The following is a 15908-nucleotide window of genomic DNA, read 5'->3' on the forward strand; positions in this document are numbered from 1 at the left end:
GCGCTGGATCGGCGCGTTTCCGCTTCCCGCGAGCGTTTTGACGCGCTCATAGGTCCGCTGCGCGAGGGTCAGGTTGGCCGAGGCCGTGTCGACGGCGGCTTTGCGCTGGGCGATCACCTCTGCACGGGTGCCGGCTTGGATGTTGGCCAGCTGCGCCGTCACCACGGCCAAATTCGCCTCGGCCTCACGCTGCTTCGTGATAAGTTCGGGATTGTCGATCGCGAGAAGCAGCTGTCCTGTCCTGACATCCTCGCCGCGCGAGACGGGACGCCGCCCGACACGGCCGTCGACTCGGGCCGCGATATCGATCCGCGTGGCGTCCGCCTCGCCTTGGATGATGAGGGGCTGTGGCTGCACCAGATACCACAGGGACAGGCCAACGATCGCGACGATCAGGAGCGTCACGATGATCGCGGGAGCGCGTGCGACCCGCCTTGCCGGTGAAGGCAGGGGTGGAGGCGGGGGCGGTTGCAGCCCCAAGTCACGCTGCAAAAGATTCATCGTCCTCGTCCTGGTCTCGGCTTCAGAGCGGAAGGCTTCATCCGCTCGACGGCGCCGGCTGATGCTGGCGATATCGGGAGTCGCCATCCTCCCGATGAACCGTGTTGTGGCTGCGCCGGCGAAGTCCTATCGAGAGGCGCAATCGTCGCTTCGGCAGCCTTGTCCGGTGTCAGCCGGAGCTGGCCTTGGGCCTCGTAGGCGGGGGCGGAGAAGCGGTCCGGCACCGCACGGCCTCTGTTCGCCTCGGCGTACGGGCGAGGTCCCAAGCTGTCGTGATCAGAGCTACGCACCGGGACAGGTGATCCGTCCCGCCCTGGTACTCCCGCTCTAAGGCCTGGGGCGTCTTGGTCCCAGGCCGATCCAGTGGTCTCGCCGCAGAGCAACACGGCGGTCACGGCTCGGGTGCGCGTCGCGGGGTATCATCGCAGCGCCTCTCAGTTCTCCAAGAGGGACGTTCAGTTCGACCAGTATTTTTTGGCCAACTGTACGCGGTGCATGCTGAAAGCTTCGCGCGGTATCATGCGCCCTCGACTCGCGACACGCAACTTACTGATGCTTCGTACTTTTTCGACCTTCAGCCGCATCCCGCTCGCTGAACCTGGGATGTCTGATCGAACTGTCGCATGCACTGGCGAGCGGCCGGCTACTCCGCCGTCCATCCCCCGTCCATCGGTAGGTTCGCCCCGGTGATCTGGCTTGCTGCATCCGCGCACAGGAAGACGGCAAGCGCGGCGACCTGATCGACCGTGACGAACTGCTTGGTGGGCTGCGCCTTCAACAGCACCTCCTCGATCACCTGCTCCTTCGTCATGTTGCGCGCCTTCATGGTGTCGGGGATCTGGCTCTCGACGAGCGGCGTCCAGACGTAGCCGGGCGAGATGCAATTCACGGTGATCTTGTGCGTCGCCAGCTCAAGAGCGGCCGTCTTGGTGAGGCCGGCGATCCCGTGCTTGGCCGCCACGTAGGCCGCCTTGAACGGCGAGGCGACGAGCGAGTGTGCCGAGGCCGTATTGATGATCCGGCCCCAGCCCCGCGCCTTCATGCCAGGGATTGCCGCCCGCATGGTGTGGAAGGCCGAGGACAGGTTGATGGCAATAATCTGCTCCCACTTCTCCGGCGGGAACTCCTCTATGGGGGCGACGAATTGGATACCGGCGTTGTTCACCAGCACGTCGACCGCGCCGAAGCGCGTCTCCGCCTCGCGCACCATCGCAGCGATCTCGTCGGGCTTCGTCATGTCGGCCGCCGAGTAGGCCGCCTCGACGCCGAACTCGGCCTCGATCCCCTCCCGCGCACGCTCGATCTCGTCGGGCTGGCCGAACCCGTTGAGGACGACGTTGGCACCCTCTTCGGCGAATGCACGGGCGATGGCCAGCCCGATGCCGCTGGTGGAGCCGGTCACGAGGGCGGTCTTGGATTTGAGGGACATGGGAACCTCCAGATTCAGGCAGCGGGGACAGGGCGCATCGGCGCCTCGTCAGCCCAGGTAATCGTGCAGCACCTCGCCATAGGGCAGCGTGAAGTCGACCACCTGGTACCGGCCGCCGACGATACGGCGCACCGGTAGGTCGGCCACGCGGCAGTTGACGTGCGGGATGAGGTGCAACCGGGCATCACCCTCCCAGGCGCCATGCACCGTCACGTCCTGCAGCCGGTAGCCGACAAGCTGAGCGACCTTCGGCGTGCCATCCACGTCCGGGATGAGCTTCAGGTTGACGTTGAGATGACCGATGCCCTCGCGGACCCTGTCGAGCTGATCCTCCAGGCTACGGTGCTTGTAGGTCATCGTGCCCATCGCCACCCGCTCGTCGTCGTAGTGCAGGGTGCCGGTGAGCGTGTCCTTGGTCACCGCCAGCCTCGGCACGCCATACTTCTTCGGAAATCCCCAGATCTCGCGCCCCGCTGTGATCGGCGGCTCGTCGTCGAGGTACATCTGGACCGAGAAATTGCAGGGTTGGCCCTTGTAGGTCGCGACGATGGCCGAGCCGCTCTCCTCATAGTCGCCGAAGCCGGAGGAGTCCGGCATCTTCATCCACTCGTAGAAGGCGAGATTTCCCGGCGCCGGTTCCAGCGGTTCAGGCAGGGCCGCGCGCAAGGCGTCCGGGTCGGTCTCGTAGGTGATGATCAGGTACTCGCGCCGAATGAAGTGGTAGGGCCCACGCGGATAGCTCGGGCTGAACGCCGGCATCGAGGGGGCACTCAGGATGTCTTCACGGGTCATGTCTTGCTGTCTCCTGTCGTGTAGTTGCCGCTCAGTCGCGGGCATCGCGGGTCAGGTCGAAGACGCTGAGACCGTCCTCCTCGCGCGCATGATCCATCCAGCCCCGCTGCCGGAACGCGTGCCGGACGTCCGCCCGGCCGGCGGCCCAGTGCTCCAGCATGGTCTGGCGCGAGAACTCGTAGTCCTTCGCGTTCCCCTCGTAGTTCTTGCGCCGGTAGATCACTTGCATGATCGTGACCGCGTTCTCGTGCGTGACCTCCGATAGGAAGGCCGTGTCAGGATCCTGGCGAAGTTCCGGCGGCAGCTTCTCGGCTAGGCGTCGAAAAGCAGCTTTAGCCTTGCGGAGCCGCATGGCCGTGTCGGTGTTGAGGCGCGTGCGGCTTGAGTAGCGGATGTCCTTCTCGCGCTCGGCAGCCTCGACCAGGGTGCGCGGCATCGGTCCCCGAGCCGAGAACAGGTCCACCTGGAAGATCTTGAGATCCGTGGTGTTCTCTTGGTCGAGGACGTATTCAAGCGGCGTATTCGAGACGAGGCCGCCGTCCCAGTAATGCTCGCCATCAATCTCGACCGGCGGGAAACCCGGTGGCAGCGCGCCAGAGGCCATGATGTGCTCGGGCCCGATCCGGTCGTGTGAATTGTCGAAATAAACGAAGTTGCCCGTGCGAACGTTGACCGCGCCGACGCTCAGGCGGATCTCCCGAGCATTGATGCGGTCGAAGTCCACCAGTGTTTCCAGCGTGGCCTTCAGCGAGGCGGTGTCGTAATAGCTCAGGGCCTGGGGAGCGCCCGGTGGGTAGAATAGCGCCGGTGGCCATCGGGGCGTGAAGAAGCCCGGGACTCCGAAGCTCGCGATCAGCGCGGCGCTGGCTTCGTTGAACCAGGCGCGCGCCCGCTCGCCGGGCACGAGTGGCCCACCCTGAACACCAGAGGAGACCCTCTCCCAGAAGGCTCGCAGCCGCTCGGCACGCTGGTCAGGTGCATTACCGGCGATGAGGGCGGCGTTGATGGCGCCGATCGAGATGCCAGCGACCCAGTCCGGAGAATGGTCGCCGTCGCAGAGCCCTTCGTAGACCCCAGCTTGGTAGGAACCCAGCGCCCCCCCTCCTTGCAGCACCAGCGCGGTGCGTTCAGAGCGTAGACGTCGTTCCGCGACCGTGACACGAGGCCGGATTTCAGCATTCATGGGATGCTCTCCCTCTATTGGCCTGCCGGATTGCCCAGCCTTACCGGTGCATGGGCGCTTCATCCGCCAATCTCACTGTCGTCATGGCGAAGGCGCTCAGCCCCGCCGCTCGGCGTTCCAGCGGCCGCCGCAGGGGGTGGATCCGGCCGTCGTCCAAGTGCCGTTGCCGTAGCTCCCGGACAGGCGGCCAACCACGCTCGCGGAGTCACTGCCACGAGAGATCACGGCCCGGACGGCTCCGCTCAGCTGGACACCCCCGGACACGGTGAAGTCGTTGCCGCCGGCGTAGCGGGCCTGACCATTCTCGATCACGATTCCGTACCGGTAGGCACGGTCGCAGGTGCCCCTCTCGGTCGGTGATTACTTCGACGCTCCACGTCCCGTCATAGCGTTTCGGCTTCCCAGTGCCGCCGGCCGCGAAAACAGGGCCTCCCGTGCCATCCAAGAGGGTGACGGAGATGACGGACAGGACGATGGCGGACAGCTTGTCTGCCCTGAGATTTCGATCTCCTCCACCGGCCTGCGACACTTCAGGAGCGCCTTTAGGGCGAAAGCCCTGCCAGGAGGGGGCACTCACGAAGCCCTTGCGGGTCGAGAGCGTAATCACACAGCCGAGGCCAAGTAGGCACAGATAGCCGAGGAAATCTGTCGAGCGGTCTCTGAATACGAGGACGACTACTACCAGGACGAATGCTAGAAGGCCGATTAGATTGAACATGTCTATCTCCTTCAAGCCGGTGGCTTATGCCAGCCTCATTTCGACCTCGGCTCCCACCTTCCGCGCTCCGCATGACGCAGAGCGCGACGTGGTACGCTGAGGCGGTGTGGTTCGGGAGGCCCGCGGGCTTGCCCCTCAAGAACCGGCAGCGCATCGTCCACTCTTGCGAACGGCCGACCCTGGTGCCCTCACGCAGTTCGACCGCGATGTCCGCCATCAGCGCCGATGACCGCGGCGGCTCTGGATGAAGGAGTCATGAAGCCCTCCAGGTCGGCGCAACATAAAATAATGGGTCAACGACACGTCAGGCCTGTGCCCCGGAGTTGCCGCAGGCCGCTTCTTCCTGGGCAACAGCGCTCTATGAGAGGGCCGGCATGACTACGACGGCGAGTGCTTTCGGCAATGTCGCCCTCGTTCAGAACAGTGCGTTTGCTATTCGTCTTTCCCAGATCTCCTGCTCCGCCGGCTCCATCGCCAGTATCTCCGCAGCGGGCGGGATGAACCGGATCTCCTGATTGATCTTGCGGACGTCCGCGTCATTGGCATCCTCGGGCTCGCGGCTACGCTCGACATCAGGACGTTCGACCATATGCGGGTCTCCGATCAGCCTATGCGGTCCAGCTTGTCGAGCAGCTCTTCGAGTCGCTCACCGCCGGTCAGCCAAGGATTGGCCCCCCGTGGTCCCCATTCGTCGCCGAACTTGGCGATGCCGTAGCGGTTCAGGAGGCGCACGATCTCGCGCAACTCCTCGCGGCTCAGGCCGTTCACGTCGTGGGTCGGCGTAATCGCGTTCATGGCGCATTCTTCCGAGGCGAATGATAGACTGGCTTTCACCGATCCGTCGTGGAGGCTCAATAATCGAGATGCCGATTTCTCTGCACTCGATCTAATCGGGATATTGGCATGCCAGACGAACAATACATTTAATTACGGTTATCGATCGCACAAGCGCAAAGACGAGCGAGGTTATACCAAGGTTTTGAACGAGCCGAACGTTCGCAGAGCGATCCCTTTCTGCGGCCGCATCAATGGATCAGGATTGTCGATCGACGAGTGGTCTGAGGCGCAGCCATGGGCTTGTTCCATTCCTGACGGCTTGGGTGCGGCGTCAGCGGCCGCGACGTGAGACGCTCACGCCGCTTCGAGCGCGATGCCCTGGCCGCCGCCGATGCAGAGGGTGACGAGTCCGCGCCGCACGCCGTCCCGCCGCATGGCGTGCAGGAGCCGCGTGGTCAGCACCGCTCCTGTCGCACCGATCGGGTGACCGTGCGCGATCGCCCCGCCCTCGACGTTCACGATGTTCTCCGGCAGGCCGAGTTCCGCCGCGACGGCGAGCGGCACCACCGCGAAGGCCTCGTTGATCTCGACGCGCTCAACATCGCCGAGGCGCCAGCCCGCCCGCTCGAGGACTTGGAGCACGGCCGGCACCGGGCCGAGGCCGAACAGTCCTGGCTCGACCGCGCCGATCCCGTAAGCGATGAGCCGGCCCATCGCGGCGATGCCGTTCGCCTCCGCGAAGCCCCGCTCGGCCACGATCATCGCCGCCGCGCCGCTGTTGAGCCCCGGCGCGTTACCCGCCGTGATGGTGCCGTCGGGCCGGAAGGCGGGTTTCAGCTTGGCCAGGGTCTCGGGCGTCGTGTCCGGCCGGGGCGCCTCGTCGCGGGCGAAGCGCTCGGTGCCCTTGCGGCCGGCGACCTCCACTGGGACGATCTCGGCGTCGAAATGCCCTTCCAACTGCGCGGCGGCAAAGCGTTCCTGCGAGCGGGCCGCCCAGGCATCCTGCGCCGCGCGGCTGATCTGAGCCTCGGCGGCGAGATCCTCAGTGTGCCAGCCCGAATGCGCGCCGGAGAAGGCGTCGTGCAGCCCGTCCGTCAGCATGCTGTCGAGGATCTCGGCCGGGCCCATGCGGTAGCCCCAGCGCCCGCCGGACATCAGGTACGGAGCCCGATCCATGTTTTCCATGCCGCCGGCGACCGCCGCATCATGGTGGCCGAGGCGGATCTCGTCGGCGGCCGTAGCGATCGCCTGGGCGCCCGAGCCGCAGACACGGTTGACGGTGAGTGCCGGCACCGACACCGGCACGCCGCCGCCGATCGCCGCCTGTCGAGCCGGGTTCATCCTGTTGCCCGCCTGGATGACGTTGCCCATCACGACGCTGCCGAGGCGGCCCGCATCCAGGCCGGATCGGTGCAGCGTCTCGCGCACCGCGGCCGCGCCGAGTTCGGTCGCGGGCGTGCCCTTGAGGCTGCCGCCATAGGCGCCGATCGCGGTCCGGACAGGATGGCAGAGGACGATCTCGCGGGTGGACATGGGGTAGTCTCCTGTTTCGACGGGCAGTCCCAGTTCTTCGGCCGGATCAGGCAGCGGGCGCGGCGGCGCGCGCCTCTGGCAGGTCGAAGAGGAGGCAGGTGGTGCTCGCGGTGGCGCAGAGGCGGCCCGCCGCGTCGCTGAGCCGCGCCTCGGCGACCGCCTGGCGGCGGCTGGCATGGATGACGTGGCCAACCGCCGTGAGGACACCCGAGGCCGCGGTCACGGCCCGCAGGTAGTTCACCTTGATCTCCAGCGTGGTGTAGCCGCGTCCGAGCGGCAGGGTGGAGTGCACCGCGCACCCCATCGCGCTGTCGAGGAGCGAGGCGATGGCTCCGCCGTGGACCGAACCCAGAGGGTTGTAGAGGTGCTCGTCCGAGCCCATCCGCATCGTCACCCAGCCCACCTCTGCTGAGACGAGGTCGATCCCGAGGAGCGCGATCAGCGGCGGAGGCGGCACGTCGCCAGCGATGAGGGCCCGCAGGACGTCGAGGCCGGCGCGGGCTTGGCCCGCCTGCGCGGTCGCCGGCGGATCGGCCCATTCGACGACCCGACGCCGCAACGGCGCGGCCGGATCGGCAGCAGGCACAGAGGAAGCGAGCGCGTCAATGGGCATCGGCAGAGGGTCCTCTCGGCGGGGCAACCCGGCGCATCAGGGGCACCAGGGCAGTGGCGAGGGCGAAGCAGACCGTGATGGCGACGAAGGCGTCGGCGTAGGTCATGGTCTGGGCCTCGCCCATCGTCGGGTCCTCCGAACCTCAGATCGTGGTCCGGCGCTCGAAGCGGCGCCGAAGGGATTCGCTCGCGGCCGAGCCCGGCATCACGTGCACACCCTCGGCGAGCGGGCGGCCGGTCCGGCCATCCACCACGACCGGATCGACGGCCAGGCCGGTCACGGGATCGACGAGGGTCACGCTCTCGCCCTCTGGGGCGAGGTGCCGGTTGCCCCAGGCGAACAGGGTCCACAGCACCGGCCGGAAATCGCGCCCCTTCTCGGTCAGCACGTACTCGTAGCGCGGCGGCCGGTCCTGGTAGCGCCGCCGTTCCAGAAGCCCTGCTTCGCAGAGCGCCTTGAGGCGGCGGGTCAGCATGTTGGGCGCAATGCCCAAGCTCTGCTCGAACTGGTCGAAGCGGGTCAGGCCGTAGAAGGCATCCCGCAGGATGAGGATGCTCCACCATTCGCCGATCCGCTCCAAGGAGCGGGCGACGGGACAGGGCATCTGGTCGAAGGATGTGCGTTGCATGAGGCGATCAATGGCCCACTAACTTGCATGTTGCAAGTGACACAGCGCACATCCGACGAGGGTTGGCCTTCGGATGGCGCGTATTGGGGCTGCCCGCGCCACCCTCCGTCCGAATCCCATCCGACGCAGCGATTCCAAGCAGCCATCGCGTTAGGTGGTGAGAACAGCCGGATCGTTGGAGGGCTGAGGTTCGCGCGGCATTTGGACCAGTTCGCAGACCGATCTGAAGCTTCGGTTCGTCTCTATGCCTGCCGGCAAGGGCTCAGGCACGTATGCGCACCGGACAATAGCAGGGGCATCGGGTAACCTCGGTAGGAGAACCTGGCCTCATTGTCGGGTGCCGCTCCGCGGTGCGGCGGCGGGAGGATCGCATGGAGCTGACTGCTGCCACGATCGTCGTCGCCTTTGCTGGCGTATTCCTGATCTGCTTCATGAAGGGTGCGTTCGGGGGTGGGTTCGCCATCGTCGGCATTCCGCTGTTGTCGATCGTCATGGAGCCGGTGACAGCCGGCGGCCTGCTCGCGCCGCTGTTCGTGGCGATGGACCTGTTCGCATTGCGATACTGGAGGCCGTCGACCTGGTCGAAACCGGACCTCGTGCTGCTGCTGCCAGGGCTCGTGATCGGGATTGGGCTCGGCTACCTGCTATTCCGTGCCCTGGACCACCGTGCGATTGCGATCGTGATGGCGGTGATCACCCTCATCTTCGTCGGCCTCTGGTTTGTCGGAGGCGCGAGGATGACGGTTCGTCCGCGTTCAGCGCGGAAGGCGGTCACAGCCGGTCTTACATCGGGCATCACGACCATGGTGGCTCACTCAGGAGGGCCGCCGCTGGCGATGTATCTCCTGCCGCTCGGCCTCAGCAAGGAAGTTTATGCTGGTACAACGAGCCTGTTCTTCACCGTCGGCAATTTGCTCAAGGCGGCACCTTGGCTTCTGCTGGTGAAGCCATCAGGTAACGTTTGGATCTTGATGGTGATTTGCGCCCTCGCCATTCCGATCGGCGTATGGCTTGGTTGGCGGCTGCACGGACGCCTGGATCAACGTCAACTATACCGGGCCTGCTACGGATTGCTAATCGTGACAGCTCTAAAGTTATTATGGGACGGCATTTCCGGATATATCGCCTGATTTCGCACGGCGAATGCTGCCCCTGCTCGGCGTGGACGCTGCACCTCAATTTTGAACTGCGATCGGGCAGCAAGTGGCAAATCCATTCGGCCTGCGGAAGGCAGGGCTCCTCGGATGGCCGAAATATGCCGGATCAGAGGTGCGCTGCTGGGCTCGCGCGACTGCGAGGATGGAGCGTGGCACAGAGCGTAGGCCCAGGGTGGCGGGAGCGCAAAGCGGCGTTTCGGTTGGTCGTCGCGGCGACGTGACGTCCTCAAACCCTGCCTGCGTCGAAGGCCACGGCGCACAACGGAAGCGCATCCCTGAAGGTGGGCCTCGGTTTCACGCACCTGCGCGCATCAATGGGCTCCTCCAGCGGACGCACCAGGCTTCACCTTCTTCGCGACAAGAAGCGCGACAGCCGCGATGGCCAGGAGCACGCCGATGACCGCGAAGGCATCGCTGAAGCCCAGGATCAGCGCCTGCCGCCGAACGACCTGCCCCAGTTGAACGATCGCCTTAGACTTAGCGGCTGCGTAGTCCGAAACACCGTGGGACATGAAGTAGCCCGTCAATTGGTCGATCCGCTGGCGGACCTCTTCGCGGCCGATATTCACCGCCTGGCCGATGATGTTCGAGTGGTACTGCTCGCGCTTGGTGAGGACGGTCGGAGGGTCGCGGTGCCAACTGCCCCGCCAAGGTTGCGAAGCATGTTCGAGAGGCCCGAGGCGGATCCCGCGTCCTGCGGCGTGATGTCCGCGGTCGAGATCGTGCTGATCGGGGTCAGCACCAGGGCCTGGCCGATGGCGCGGACGATGTTCGGGATGAAGAACTGATCACCCGCATTGTCCAAGGACAACGTCACGTTCATGAAGCAGCTCGCCGCGAAGATGCTCAGGCCCACCAGCCCAACGTAGCGGGCGTCGAAGCGCTTCATCAGCATCGGAACGAGCGGGATGATGAGAAGCTGCGGAATGCCTGTCCACGCCAGCACGAAGCCGATCTGCTCGGCATTGTAGCGCTGGACCTGACCGAGGTACTGCGGGAGCAGGTAGACCGCTCCGAAGAGCGCAAAGCCGACCAGGGTGTTGGCGAACGTTCCCACCGCGAAGTTACGCTGCTTCAGTAGCCGGAGGTTCACGAGGGGCTTCTTCGTCGTGAGCTCGATCCAGACGAAGGCCGCCAGGAACACGGCAGCGACAATCGCGAGCCGGACGATGAAGGGCGACGCAAACCAGTCGTCCTTGTTGCCCTCCTCAAGCACTGTCTGGAAGGAGGCAAGACCGATCGCCATGGTGACGATCCCGAACCAGTCCCCCTGCTTGAGCAGGTCGAGCCGCATCGGGCTCGCCTCCAGTGTCACCGCGAGCGCCGCGACCATCACCGCGCTGGGAACCGAATTGATGTAGAAGATCGACTGCCACCCGTAGTTCTCGGTCATGTAGCCGCCGATCGTCGGCCCGATTGCCGGGGCGAAGGTCACCGCGACCGCGAACATGGCGAGGCCGATTGGCTGCTGCGCTTTCGGCAGCTTGGTCAGCGTCATGGTGAAGGCCATCGGGATCAGCACACCGCCGACGAAGCCCTGGAACCCGCGCATCACGATCATGGAGCCGAGATCGTGGCTGAAGGCGCAGGCGATCGAGAACAGCGGGAACAGGACGGAGTTCGCCAGTATGTATCGCCGGAACGAGAACACCCGGCTGAGTGTCTGTCCGGCGACATATTGAGCGACGTCAGTGGCTTATGATTCAAGGCGGCCTGTGTGGAGGCTGCCGATGTGGACGACCGAGAACCGGGCCCGCTACGATCGAAGCGAGCTTCGTTATCCGAGCGACCTGACGGATGACGAGTGGGCGCTGATTGAGCCTCTGATCCCTCCAGCCAAGCGCGGCGGCGGCAAGCGCAGCGTCGACATGCGGGCGGTGGTGAACGGCCTGATGTACGTGCTGAGCACGGGCTGCCAATGGCGGGCGATCCCAAAGGATCTGGCGGCGCGCTCGACGGTACACGATTACTTCGACCTCTGGGACTATGACGGCACGCTGGAGCGGATCCATCACACGCTCTACGTCGCCTGCCGGGAGCGGGTGGGTCGGGAGGTCAGCCCGACGGCAGCCATCATCGACAGCCGATACGCCAGGGAGAAACCACCCGAGATCATGACGGTGATCTCTGCCGTCGCATGACCTGGAAATGCCATGAGTGCCACCCCGAAGCTGAATGCCAATCTGGCCATGAAACGTGTCAGCATCGTCCGTACCTTTTTGTTGTCCACGGGGGGAGCCACGTTCCTCGGCCTACTCGCCCTTCTCGCCTCTCTGCCGAAGGATGAAGCCATGGCCCAGGCCCCTCCTCCTGATCTCGTGCGCGAGATCGCGCCGACAGGAACGCTGCGAGCCGCCATCAACTACGGCAACGTCGTCCTTGCCCAAAAGGGGACAGACGGGGAGCCCGGCGGCGTCTCGGCAGCACTGGCCCGCGAACTCGGCCGCCGGCTGAACGTGCCCGTCACCTTCACAACCTTCGATACCGCCGGCGCGGTCGTTGAGGCTCTGGACGGTCCAAAGACGTGGGACATGGCCTTTCTGGCGATCGATCCGCACCGCGCCGAGACAGTCGCCTTCAGCCCACCCTACGTGATCATCGAAGGGACCTACATGGTCCCCGCTGGATCGCCGATCACACAGAATGATCAGGTCGACCGGCCGGGTGTGCGGATCGCGGTCGGTCGCAACACGGCCTACGATCTGTACCTCGGCCGCCATCTCAAGGCTGCCGAGCGCGTCTTCGCGCCGACCTCGCTCGATGCCGTCGCGGTGTTCGCGCGAGACCACCTGGAGGCCGTCGCTTCCGTCCGCCAGCCGCTCGAAGCCTATGCGCGTGAGCATGCAGGTGTTCGCGTTCTCCCAGGTCGGTTCATGGTGATCGAACAGGCCGTCGCCATGCCTCGGGGGCGAGAGAAGACGGCTGCCTACATCAGCCAGTTCATTGAGGAGATGAAGGCCTCAGGCTTTGTTGCGGAGGCCCTGGTGAGTAGCGGGCAGCACGACGCTGCGGTCGCTCCGAAAGCGCGCTTCCCATAGCAGTTCAGGTTCCGTAACGCCCAACCTGCGAGCGCCGCCGCGCTGCAGTTTTTCGGCTCACGCGGGGGGCTTCACCGGCGGGGCGGCGGGGTCGGCCCGCGCCAGGATGATGTCGGCGAGCGCGTGGTAGAGCCCGCCCTGGCAGACGAGCTTCGAGGCCGCGTCGGCGATGAGCGCGGCGATCATCAGGGGGATCATCATGGCGTGGTCCTGGGTCATCTCGGTGACGATGACGAAGGAGGTGATCGGCGCCTGCAGGACGCCCGTCAGGTAGGAGACCATGCCGACCAGCACGAGCGCGCCGATCGAGACGCCGGGAAACAGGCCGTGGAACTCGGCGCCAAGCCCGGCCCCGACCGCCAGCGAGGGCGCGAACAGCCCGCCCGGGATGCCGCTGATCGAGGTCAGGACGGTCGCGACGAACTTCAGCGGCGCAAAGTCACCGGGCGCTGGCACGTCCCCGTGCAGGATGGCGCGGGCCTCCTCGTAGCCGGTGCCGTAGACGGCGCCGCCGGAGGCGAGCCCGCAGAGCGCGACGCCGAGCCCGCACAGCATCGCGAAGGCGACCGGGCGCCGCCCGATCAGGGCGCCCGCCCGGCCCGGCAGGCCGCGCCCGAACAGGATCACGACGCGGCTGAACAGGCCGCCGCCGAGCCCGCCGAGCCCGCCGATCAGCGGCACCACGATCCAGCCCGCCCCGATCGCGAGCGTCGCGTCGGTCGTGCCGAAATAGGTGTAGTTGCCCACGAGCCAGAGCGAGGTCAGGCCCGCCGCAACGATCGCCGCCACGATCAGGCCGGTGGTGCGGGCCTGATAAGTCTGACCGAGTTCCTCGATGCCGAAGACGATGCCGGCGAGCGGCGTGTTGAAGGCCGCCGCCACGCCGGCCGCGCCGCCCGCCAGGAGCAGGCCCGGCAGGCGCTTCGGTGAAAGGTGACCGGCCGCCGCCATGATGGCGGCGCCCACCTGGACGGTCGGCCCCTCGCGCCCTGCCGAGGCTCCGCAGAGGAGGCCGAGCGTCATCACCGCGATCTTGCCGAAGGCGACCCGCAGCGAGACCAGGGCGTGGCGGAACCGCGGGTCCTTGCTATGGCGCGCCGCGATCACCTGCGGGATGCCGGAGCCTTGCGAGTTCGGGAAGACTGTGCGGGCGAGTCGTGTCCCGAGGCCGAAGCCGGCGGGCGTCATGACGAGCGCGATCAGGGGCGAGACGGACAGGATCTCTTTGAAGGTCCACTGCGCCGCGTCCGCGAGCTTCGCCATCAGCACGGCGGCGAGCCCGACGCAGATGCCGCTGAGGAGGAACAGGAGGCGCCGGCGCCAGATCGCGAAGGCATCGACGGAGGCCCCGCGCAGGCGCGCCATCGAGCGGCGGTGGAGGATGCGTCGCGGCATGTCTCAACTCGGTCCGGCGTTCGCGGCAGCGAGGGCGAGTAGCTCGGCTCCTAATCCGCCATTCTTACCCGTTATCCGCGCGAACCGCGCCGGCGGCACACAAGCCAGGGGGTTGGGCTCCATAACGCCCAATCCGCGCAGGCCGCGGACATGGCGGTCGAGTTGAGCTGGCGAGAGATCGCGACGCTCGCAGGCCGTCGCCGGTATGCGCAGACTGTCCTCCGCGTCTTGGGGCGTCCGTCCAGCTACGCACGGCCCGTCCGGCGGCGCTCTCGCAGGGAGGTATGAAGGGCGGCAAGCGTCCTTTGTTGGCCCAGTGTCGGGGCGCGGCCTGCAACGTAGTTGAGCGTCACCAGAGTGATCTGCAGGGCCGTGCTCGGGTCGCGCCCATCACGGCGCGCCTGCTCAATGATGCAGGCGACGTTCTCCATGGCCTCCGCGGTCGCTTCGTAGCCGTGCATCTCATACCAACCAGCGGTGAGGGAGACTCACGGGGTTTATCCGGTGCGGCAGCCGTGATTCGATGAGGCGAACCGGGAGGGTTCGCCATGTCCGCTGCCGTGCCGCTGCGCGAGGACTTCCACGCCGATGACCTGCGTCGGCTGGCCCGAGCGAGCCGGGATGCCGGCCAGAGCCGTCGGCTGTTGGCGCTGGCGACGATCTACGAGGGCGGCAGCCGGATGGATGCGGCCCGGACCGGGGCGGTGGGCCTGCAGACGGTGCGCGACTGGGTACTGGCCTTCAACGCCGCCGGACCAGCCGGGCTGATCGACCGCAAGGCGCCGGGCCAGAAGCCGAAGCTGAATGCCGCCCAGCGGCAAGCGCTGGCGCAGGTGATTGAGGAAGGGCCGGATCCGGAGCGGCATGGCGTGGTGCGCTGGCGGCTGAAGGATCTGGCCGCCTGGGTCTATGCCAGCTTCGGGGTCAGCCTGGACGAGAGCACCCTCGGCCGCACGGTTAAGCGAATGGGCTTTGCCAAGCTCTCGGCACGCCCTCGCCATCATGAGCAGGACCCAGCCGCCTTGGCGGCGTTCAAAAAAGCCTGCCCGCCACTGTGAGCGCGATCCGCGCGGGCTTGCCGCCTGGCACGGCCATTGAGCTGTGGTGGCAGGATGAGGCCCGCATCGGCCAGAAGAACACCCTGCCGCGCCGCTTGCGCCCGCCGTGGCAGCCGCCCCTCGGCACCCAAGGATCAGCGCACGGCCTACGCTTACATCTTCGGGGCGATCTGTCCGGAGAAGGGCAAGGGTGCCGGCCTCGTCCTGCCCCACTGCGACAGCGAGGCAATGAGCCTGCATCTGGCTGAGATCAGCCGCAGCGTCGATCCCGATGCCCACGCCGTGCTGATGTTGGATGGCGCGGGCTGGCACAGCGCCCACAACGTCATCGTGCCCGCCAACATCACTCTGCTGCCGCTGCCGCCCTGCGCACCCGAACTCAACCCGGTCGAGAACGTCTGGCAATTCCTCCGCGACAACTGGCTCGGCGACCGGATCTTTGGCTCCTACGACGACATCGTCGGCCGCTGCTGCGAGGCCTGGAGCCGCCTCATCGACCAGCCCTGGAAGATCATGTCCCTCGGCCTGCGCGACTGGGCCTATCGGTTATGATCAACACCGATTGGTATCACACCTCAGATGCCTCCAACCAACTGACACGCTCGTCCGTGGCTGCGCCTCGCCTTTGCCGCGGTTGGTCGTCCTGTGTTCAGGTCACCGGGGGGCTGCCTCCCAGGCGCTTCGGATGCTTCTCGCCCTACTCGATGCAGAGGTTTGAGAACATCAGCACCTTCCGGCCGATGTCGAAGGTCGTGTGCTTGCTGGTTGCAAACAGCTTCAGAAGCGGCTCGAGGTCCTCGGCATGCGGCTCCAGGATGTACTCCTCGACGCCGTTGTCGAGGATGAGCTGCAGGGTGAAGAGTCCCTCCTTGCCGCGCTCCTGCTCTTGCCAGGACGCCTGCATGTTGGTGACTTGCCGAACTCGGAAGGCGTGCTCCGTCTGACCGGAAGCTTGCTGTCTTTGATCTGCCATGACCTCGCTCCAGGGTAATTACCCACGGGGTGCGCCTGAGCGCGGCGTGCGGCAGGCGACGGGCCTGGAGGTGCCCCGCCTCGCCACTTGCCGGGAGCCGGTATCACTGATTC

The 15908-nt window shown here is 66.1% G+C and carries 17 protein-coding genes and 3 pseudogenes; 5 read left to right on the forward strand and 15 right to left on the reverse strand.

The features are described 5' to 3' along the window. The 7 genes from WDW90_RS28340 to WDW90_RS28370 all read right to left on the reverse strand — a co-directional run. Positions 1-405, reverse strand: a 405-nt coding sequence (locus WDW90_RS28340) for an HlyD family secretion protein (protein WP_336490846.1), incomplete at its 3' end; no start/stop codon positions are given. A gap of 739 nt (positions 406-1144) precedes the next feature. After that, entirely contained in the window at positions 1145-1930 is a 786-nt protein-coding gene (locus WDW90_RS28345) for a 3-hydroxybutyrate dehydrogenase (protein ID WP_336490847.1), read from the reverse strand. A gap of 48 nt (positions 1931-1978) precedes the next feature. Further along, the gene (locus tag WDW90_RS28350) at positions 1979-2722 is read right to left on the reverse strand and encodes an acetoacetate decarboxylase (protein WP_336490848.1); all 744 of its coding nucleotides are present in this window, start codon (positions 2720-2722) and stop codon (positions 1979-1981) included. A 31-nt stretch (positions 2723-2753) separates the two neighbouring features. Then, positions 2754-3905, reverse strand: a complete 1152-nt coding sequence (locus tag WDW90_RS28355; RefSeq protein ID WP_336490849.1) for a patatin-like phospholipase family protein — start codon at positions 3903-3905, stop codon at positions 2754-2756. Between the two features lie 96 nt (positions 3906-4001). Then, entirely contained in the window at positions 4002-4217 is a 216-nt protein-coding gene (locus WDW90_RS28360) for a hypothetical protein (protein WP_336490850.1), read from the reverse strand. Positions 4218-5038: 821 nt separating this feature from the next. Beyond that, positions 5039-5212 carry a hypothetical protein gene (locus WDW90_RS28365; protein WP_336490851.1) on the reverse strand — a complete coding sequence of 58 codons (174 nt, stop codon included), beginning with the start codon at positions 5210-5212 and terminating at the stop codon, positions 5039-5041. Between the two features lie 14 nt (positions 5213-5226). Then, positions 5227-5418 (reverse strand): hypothetical protein, encoded by a 192-nt coding sequence (locus tag WDW90_RS28370; protein WP_336490852.1) that lies wholly within the window; start codon positions 5416-5418, stop codon positions 5227-5229. Here WDW90_RS28370 and WDW90_RS28375 point away from each other — a divergent pair. Continuing rightward, positions 5417-5749 carry a hypothetical protein gene (locus WDW90_RS28375; protein ID WP_336490853.1) on the forward strand — a complete coding sequence of 111 codons (333 nt, stop codon included), beginning with the start codon at positions 5417-5419 and terminating at the stop codon, positions 5747-5749. The genes WDW90_RS28370 and WDW90_RS28375 overlap by 2 nt on opposite strands. A gap of 5 nt (positions 5750-5754) precedes the next feature. Here the strand turns inward: WDW90_RS28375 and WDW90_RS28380 are convergent, their stop codons facing one another. From WDW90_RS28380 to WDW90_RS28395, 4 genes are read right to left on the reverse strand one after another with little or no spacing between them, the layout of a single operon-like run. Beyond that, entirely contained in the window at positions 5755-6933 is a 1179-nt protein-coding gene (locus WDW90_RS28380; RefSeq protein WP_336490854.1) for a thiolase family protein, read from the reverse strand. A 46-nt stretch (positions 6934-6979) separates the two neighbouring features. After that, the gene (locus tag WDW90_RS28385) at positions 6980-7546 is read right to left on the reverse strand and encodes a PaaI family thioesterase (RefSeq protein ID WP_336490855.1); all 567 of its coding nucleotides are present in this window, start codon (positions 7544-7546) and stop codon (positions 6980-6982) included. Further along, a complete protein-coding gene (locus WDW90_RS28390; RefSeq protein ID WP_336490856.1) occupies positions 7536-7670 on the reverse strand; it encodes a hypothetical protein in 135 nt (44 codons plus the stop codon). The genes WDW90_RS28385 and WDW90_RS28390 overlap by 11 nt, the downstream gene beginning before the upstream one ends. 18 nt (positions 7671-7688) lie before the next feature. Beyond that, on the reverse strand, positions 7689-8174 hold the full coding sequence (locus WDW90_RS28395) for a winged helix-turn-helix transcriptional regulator (protein WP_336490857.1): 486 nt from the start codon (positions 8172-8174) through the stop codon (positions 7689-7691). Between the two features lie 371 nt (positions 8175-8545). Between WDW90_RS28395 and WDW90_RS28400 the strand changes: the two genes are divergently transcribed. Further along, entirely contained in the window at positions 8546-9304 is a 759-nt protein-coding gene (locus tag WDW90_RS28400; RefSeq protein WP_336490858.1) for a sulfite exporter TauE/SafE family protein, read from the forward strand. Positions 9305-9642: 338 nt separating this feature from the next. Here WDW90_RS28400 and WDW90_RS28405 read toward each other — a convergent pair. Beyond that, positions 9643-10988, reverse strand: a pseudogene (locus WDW90_RS28405) (DHA2 family efflux MFS transporter permease subunit); the annotation flags it as partial. A 73-nt stretch (positions 10989-11061) separates the two neighbouring features. Here WDW90_RS28405 and WDW90_RS28410 point away from each other — a divergent pair. Together WDW90_RS28410 and WDW90_RS28415 are read left to right on the forward strand one after the other, a co-directional pair. After that, positions 11062-11418 (forward strand): annotated as a pseudogene (locus tag WDW90_RS28410) (IS5 family transposase); the annotation flags it as partial. A 66-nt stretch (positions 11419-11484) separates the two neighbouring features. After that, positions 11485-12369: an ABC transporter substrate-binding protein gene (locus tag WDW90_RS28415; RefSeq protein ID WP_336490859.1), complete on the forward strand. Its 885-nt coding sequence runs from the start codon at positions 11485-11487 to the stop codon at positions 12367-12369. 57 nt (positions 12370-12426) lie between these two features. Here WDW90_RS28415 and WDW90_RS28420 read toward each other — a convergent pair whose 3' ends face one another. Next, positions 12427-13764: a chloride channel protein gene (locus WDW90_RS28420; protein ID WP_336490860.1), complete on the reverse strand. Its 1338-nt coding sequence runs from the start codon at positions 13762-13764 to the stop codon at positions 12427-12429. Between the two features lie 245 nt (positions 13765-14009). Beyond that, complete coding sequence (locus tag WDW90_RS28425; RefSeq protein WP_336490861.1) at positions 14010-14225, reverse strand: hypothetical protein; 216 nt, start codon at positions 14223-14225, stop codon at positions 14010-14012. Positions 14226-14312: 87 nt separating this feature from the next. Here WDW90_RS28425 and WDW90_RS40890 point away from each other — a divergent pair. Then, positions 14313-15374: pseudogene (locus WDW90_RS40890) on the forward strand (IS630 family transposase). Between the two features lie 145 nt (positions 15375-15519). On the opposite strand, the gene WDW90_RS28440 reads toward WDW90_RS40890, so the two are convergent. After that, a complete protein-coding gene (locus WDW90_RS28440) occupies positions 15520-15795 on the reverse strand; it encodes a hypothetical protein (RefSeq protein ID WP_336490864.1) in 276 nt (91 codons plus the stop codon). Between the last annotated feature and the right edge of the window lie 113 nt (positions 15796-15908).

It is taken from the genome of Methylobacterium nigriterrae (assembly GCF_037106235.1).
Taxonomy (GTDB): Bacteria; Pseudomonadota; Alphaproteobacteria; order Rhizobiales; family Beijerinckiaceae; genus Methylobacterium; species Methylobacterium nigriterrae.

What these genes read in the sequence shown, in the direction of transcription:
- WDW90_RS28425 (WP_336490861.1), bottom strand. Translation starts at nt 14,225, where the DNA reads ATGCACGGCTACGAAGCGACCGCGGAGGCCATGGAGAACGTCGCCTGC.
- WDW90_RS28390 (WP_336490856.1), bottom strand. Translation starts at nt 7,670, where the DNA reads ATGGGCGAGGCCCAGACCATGACCTACGCCGACGCCTTCGTCGCCATC.
- WDW90_RS28350 (WP_336490848.1), bottom strand. Translation starts at nt 2,722, where the DNA reads ATGACCCGTGAAGACATCCTGAGTGCCCCCTCGATGCCGGCGTTCAGC.
- WDW90_RS28355 (WP_336490849.1), bottom strand. Translation starts at nt 3,905, where the DNA reads ATGAATGCTGAAATCCGGCCTCGTGTCACGGTCGCGGAACGACGTCTA.
- WDW90_RS28365 (WP_336490851.1), bottom strand. Translation starts at nt 5,212, where the DNA reads ATGGTCGAACGTCCTGATGTCGAGCGTAGCCGCGAGCCCGAGGATGCC.
- WDW90_RS28380 (WP_336490854.1), bottom strand. Translation starts at nt 6,933, where the DNA reads ATGTCCACCCGCGAGATCGTCCTCTGCCATCCTGTCCGGACCGCGATC.
- WDW90_RS28375 (WP_336490853.1), top strand. Translation starts at nt 5,417, where the DNA reads ATGGCGCATTCTTCCGAGGCGAATGATAGACTGGCTTTCACCGATCCG.
- WDW90_RS28370 (WP_336490852.1), bottom strand. Translation starts at nt 5,418, where the DNA reads ATGAACGCGATTACGCCGACCCACGACGTGAACGGCCTGAGCCGCGAG.
- WDW90_RS28400 (WP_336490858.1), top strand. Translation starts at nt 8,546, where the DNA reads ATGGAGCTGACTGCTGCCACGATCGTCGTCGCCTTTGCTGGCGTATTC.
- WDW90_RS28420 (WP_336490860.1), bottom strand. Translation starts at nt 13,764, where the DNA reads ATGCCGCGACGCATCCTCCACCGCCGCTCGATGGCGCGCCTGCGCGGG.
- WDW90_RS28415 (WP_336490859.1), top strand. Translation starts at nt 11,485, where the DNA reads ATGAGTGCCACCCCGAAGCTGAATGCCAATCTGGCCATGAAACGTGTC.
- WDW90_RS28385 (WP_336490855.1), bottom strand. Translation starts at nt 7,546, where the DNA reads ATGCCCATTGACGCGCTCGCTTCCTCTGTGCCTGCTGCCGATCCGGCC.
- WDW90_RS28345 (WP_336490847.1), bottom strand. Translation starts at nt 1,930, where the DNA reads ATGTCCCTCAAATCCAAGACCGCCCTCGTGACCGGCTCCACCAGCGGC.
- WDW90_RS28395 (WP_336490857.1), bottom strand. Translation starts at nt 8,174, where the DNA reads ATGCAACGCACATCCTTCGACCAGATGCCCTGTCCCGTCGCCCGCTCC.
- WDW90_RS28440 (WP_336490864.1), bottom strand. Translation starts at nt 15,795, where the DNA reads ATGGCAGATCAAAGACAGCAAGCTTCCGGTCAGACGGAGCACGCCTTC.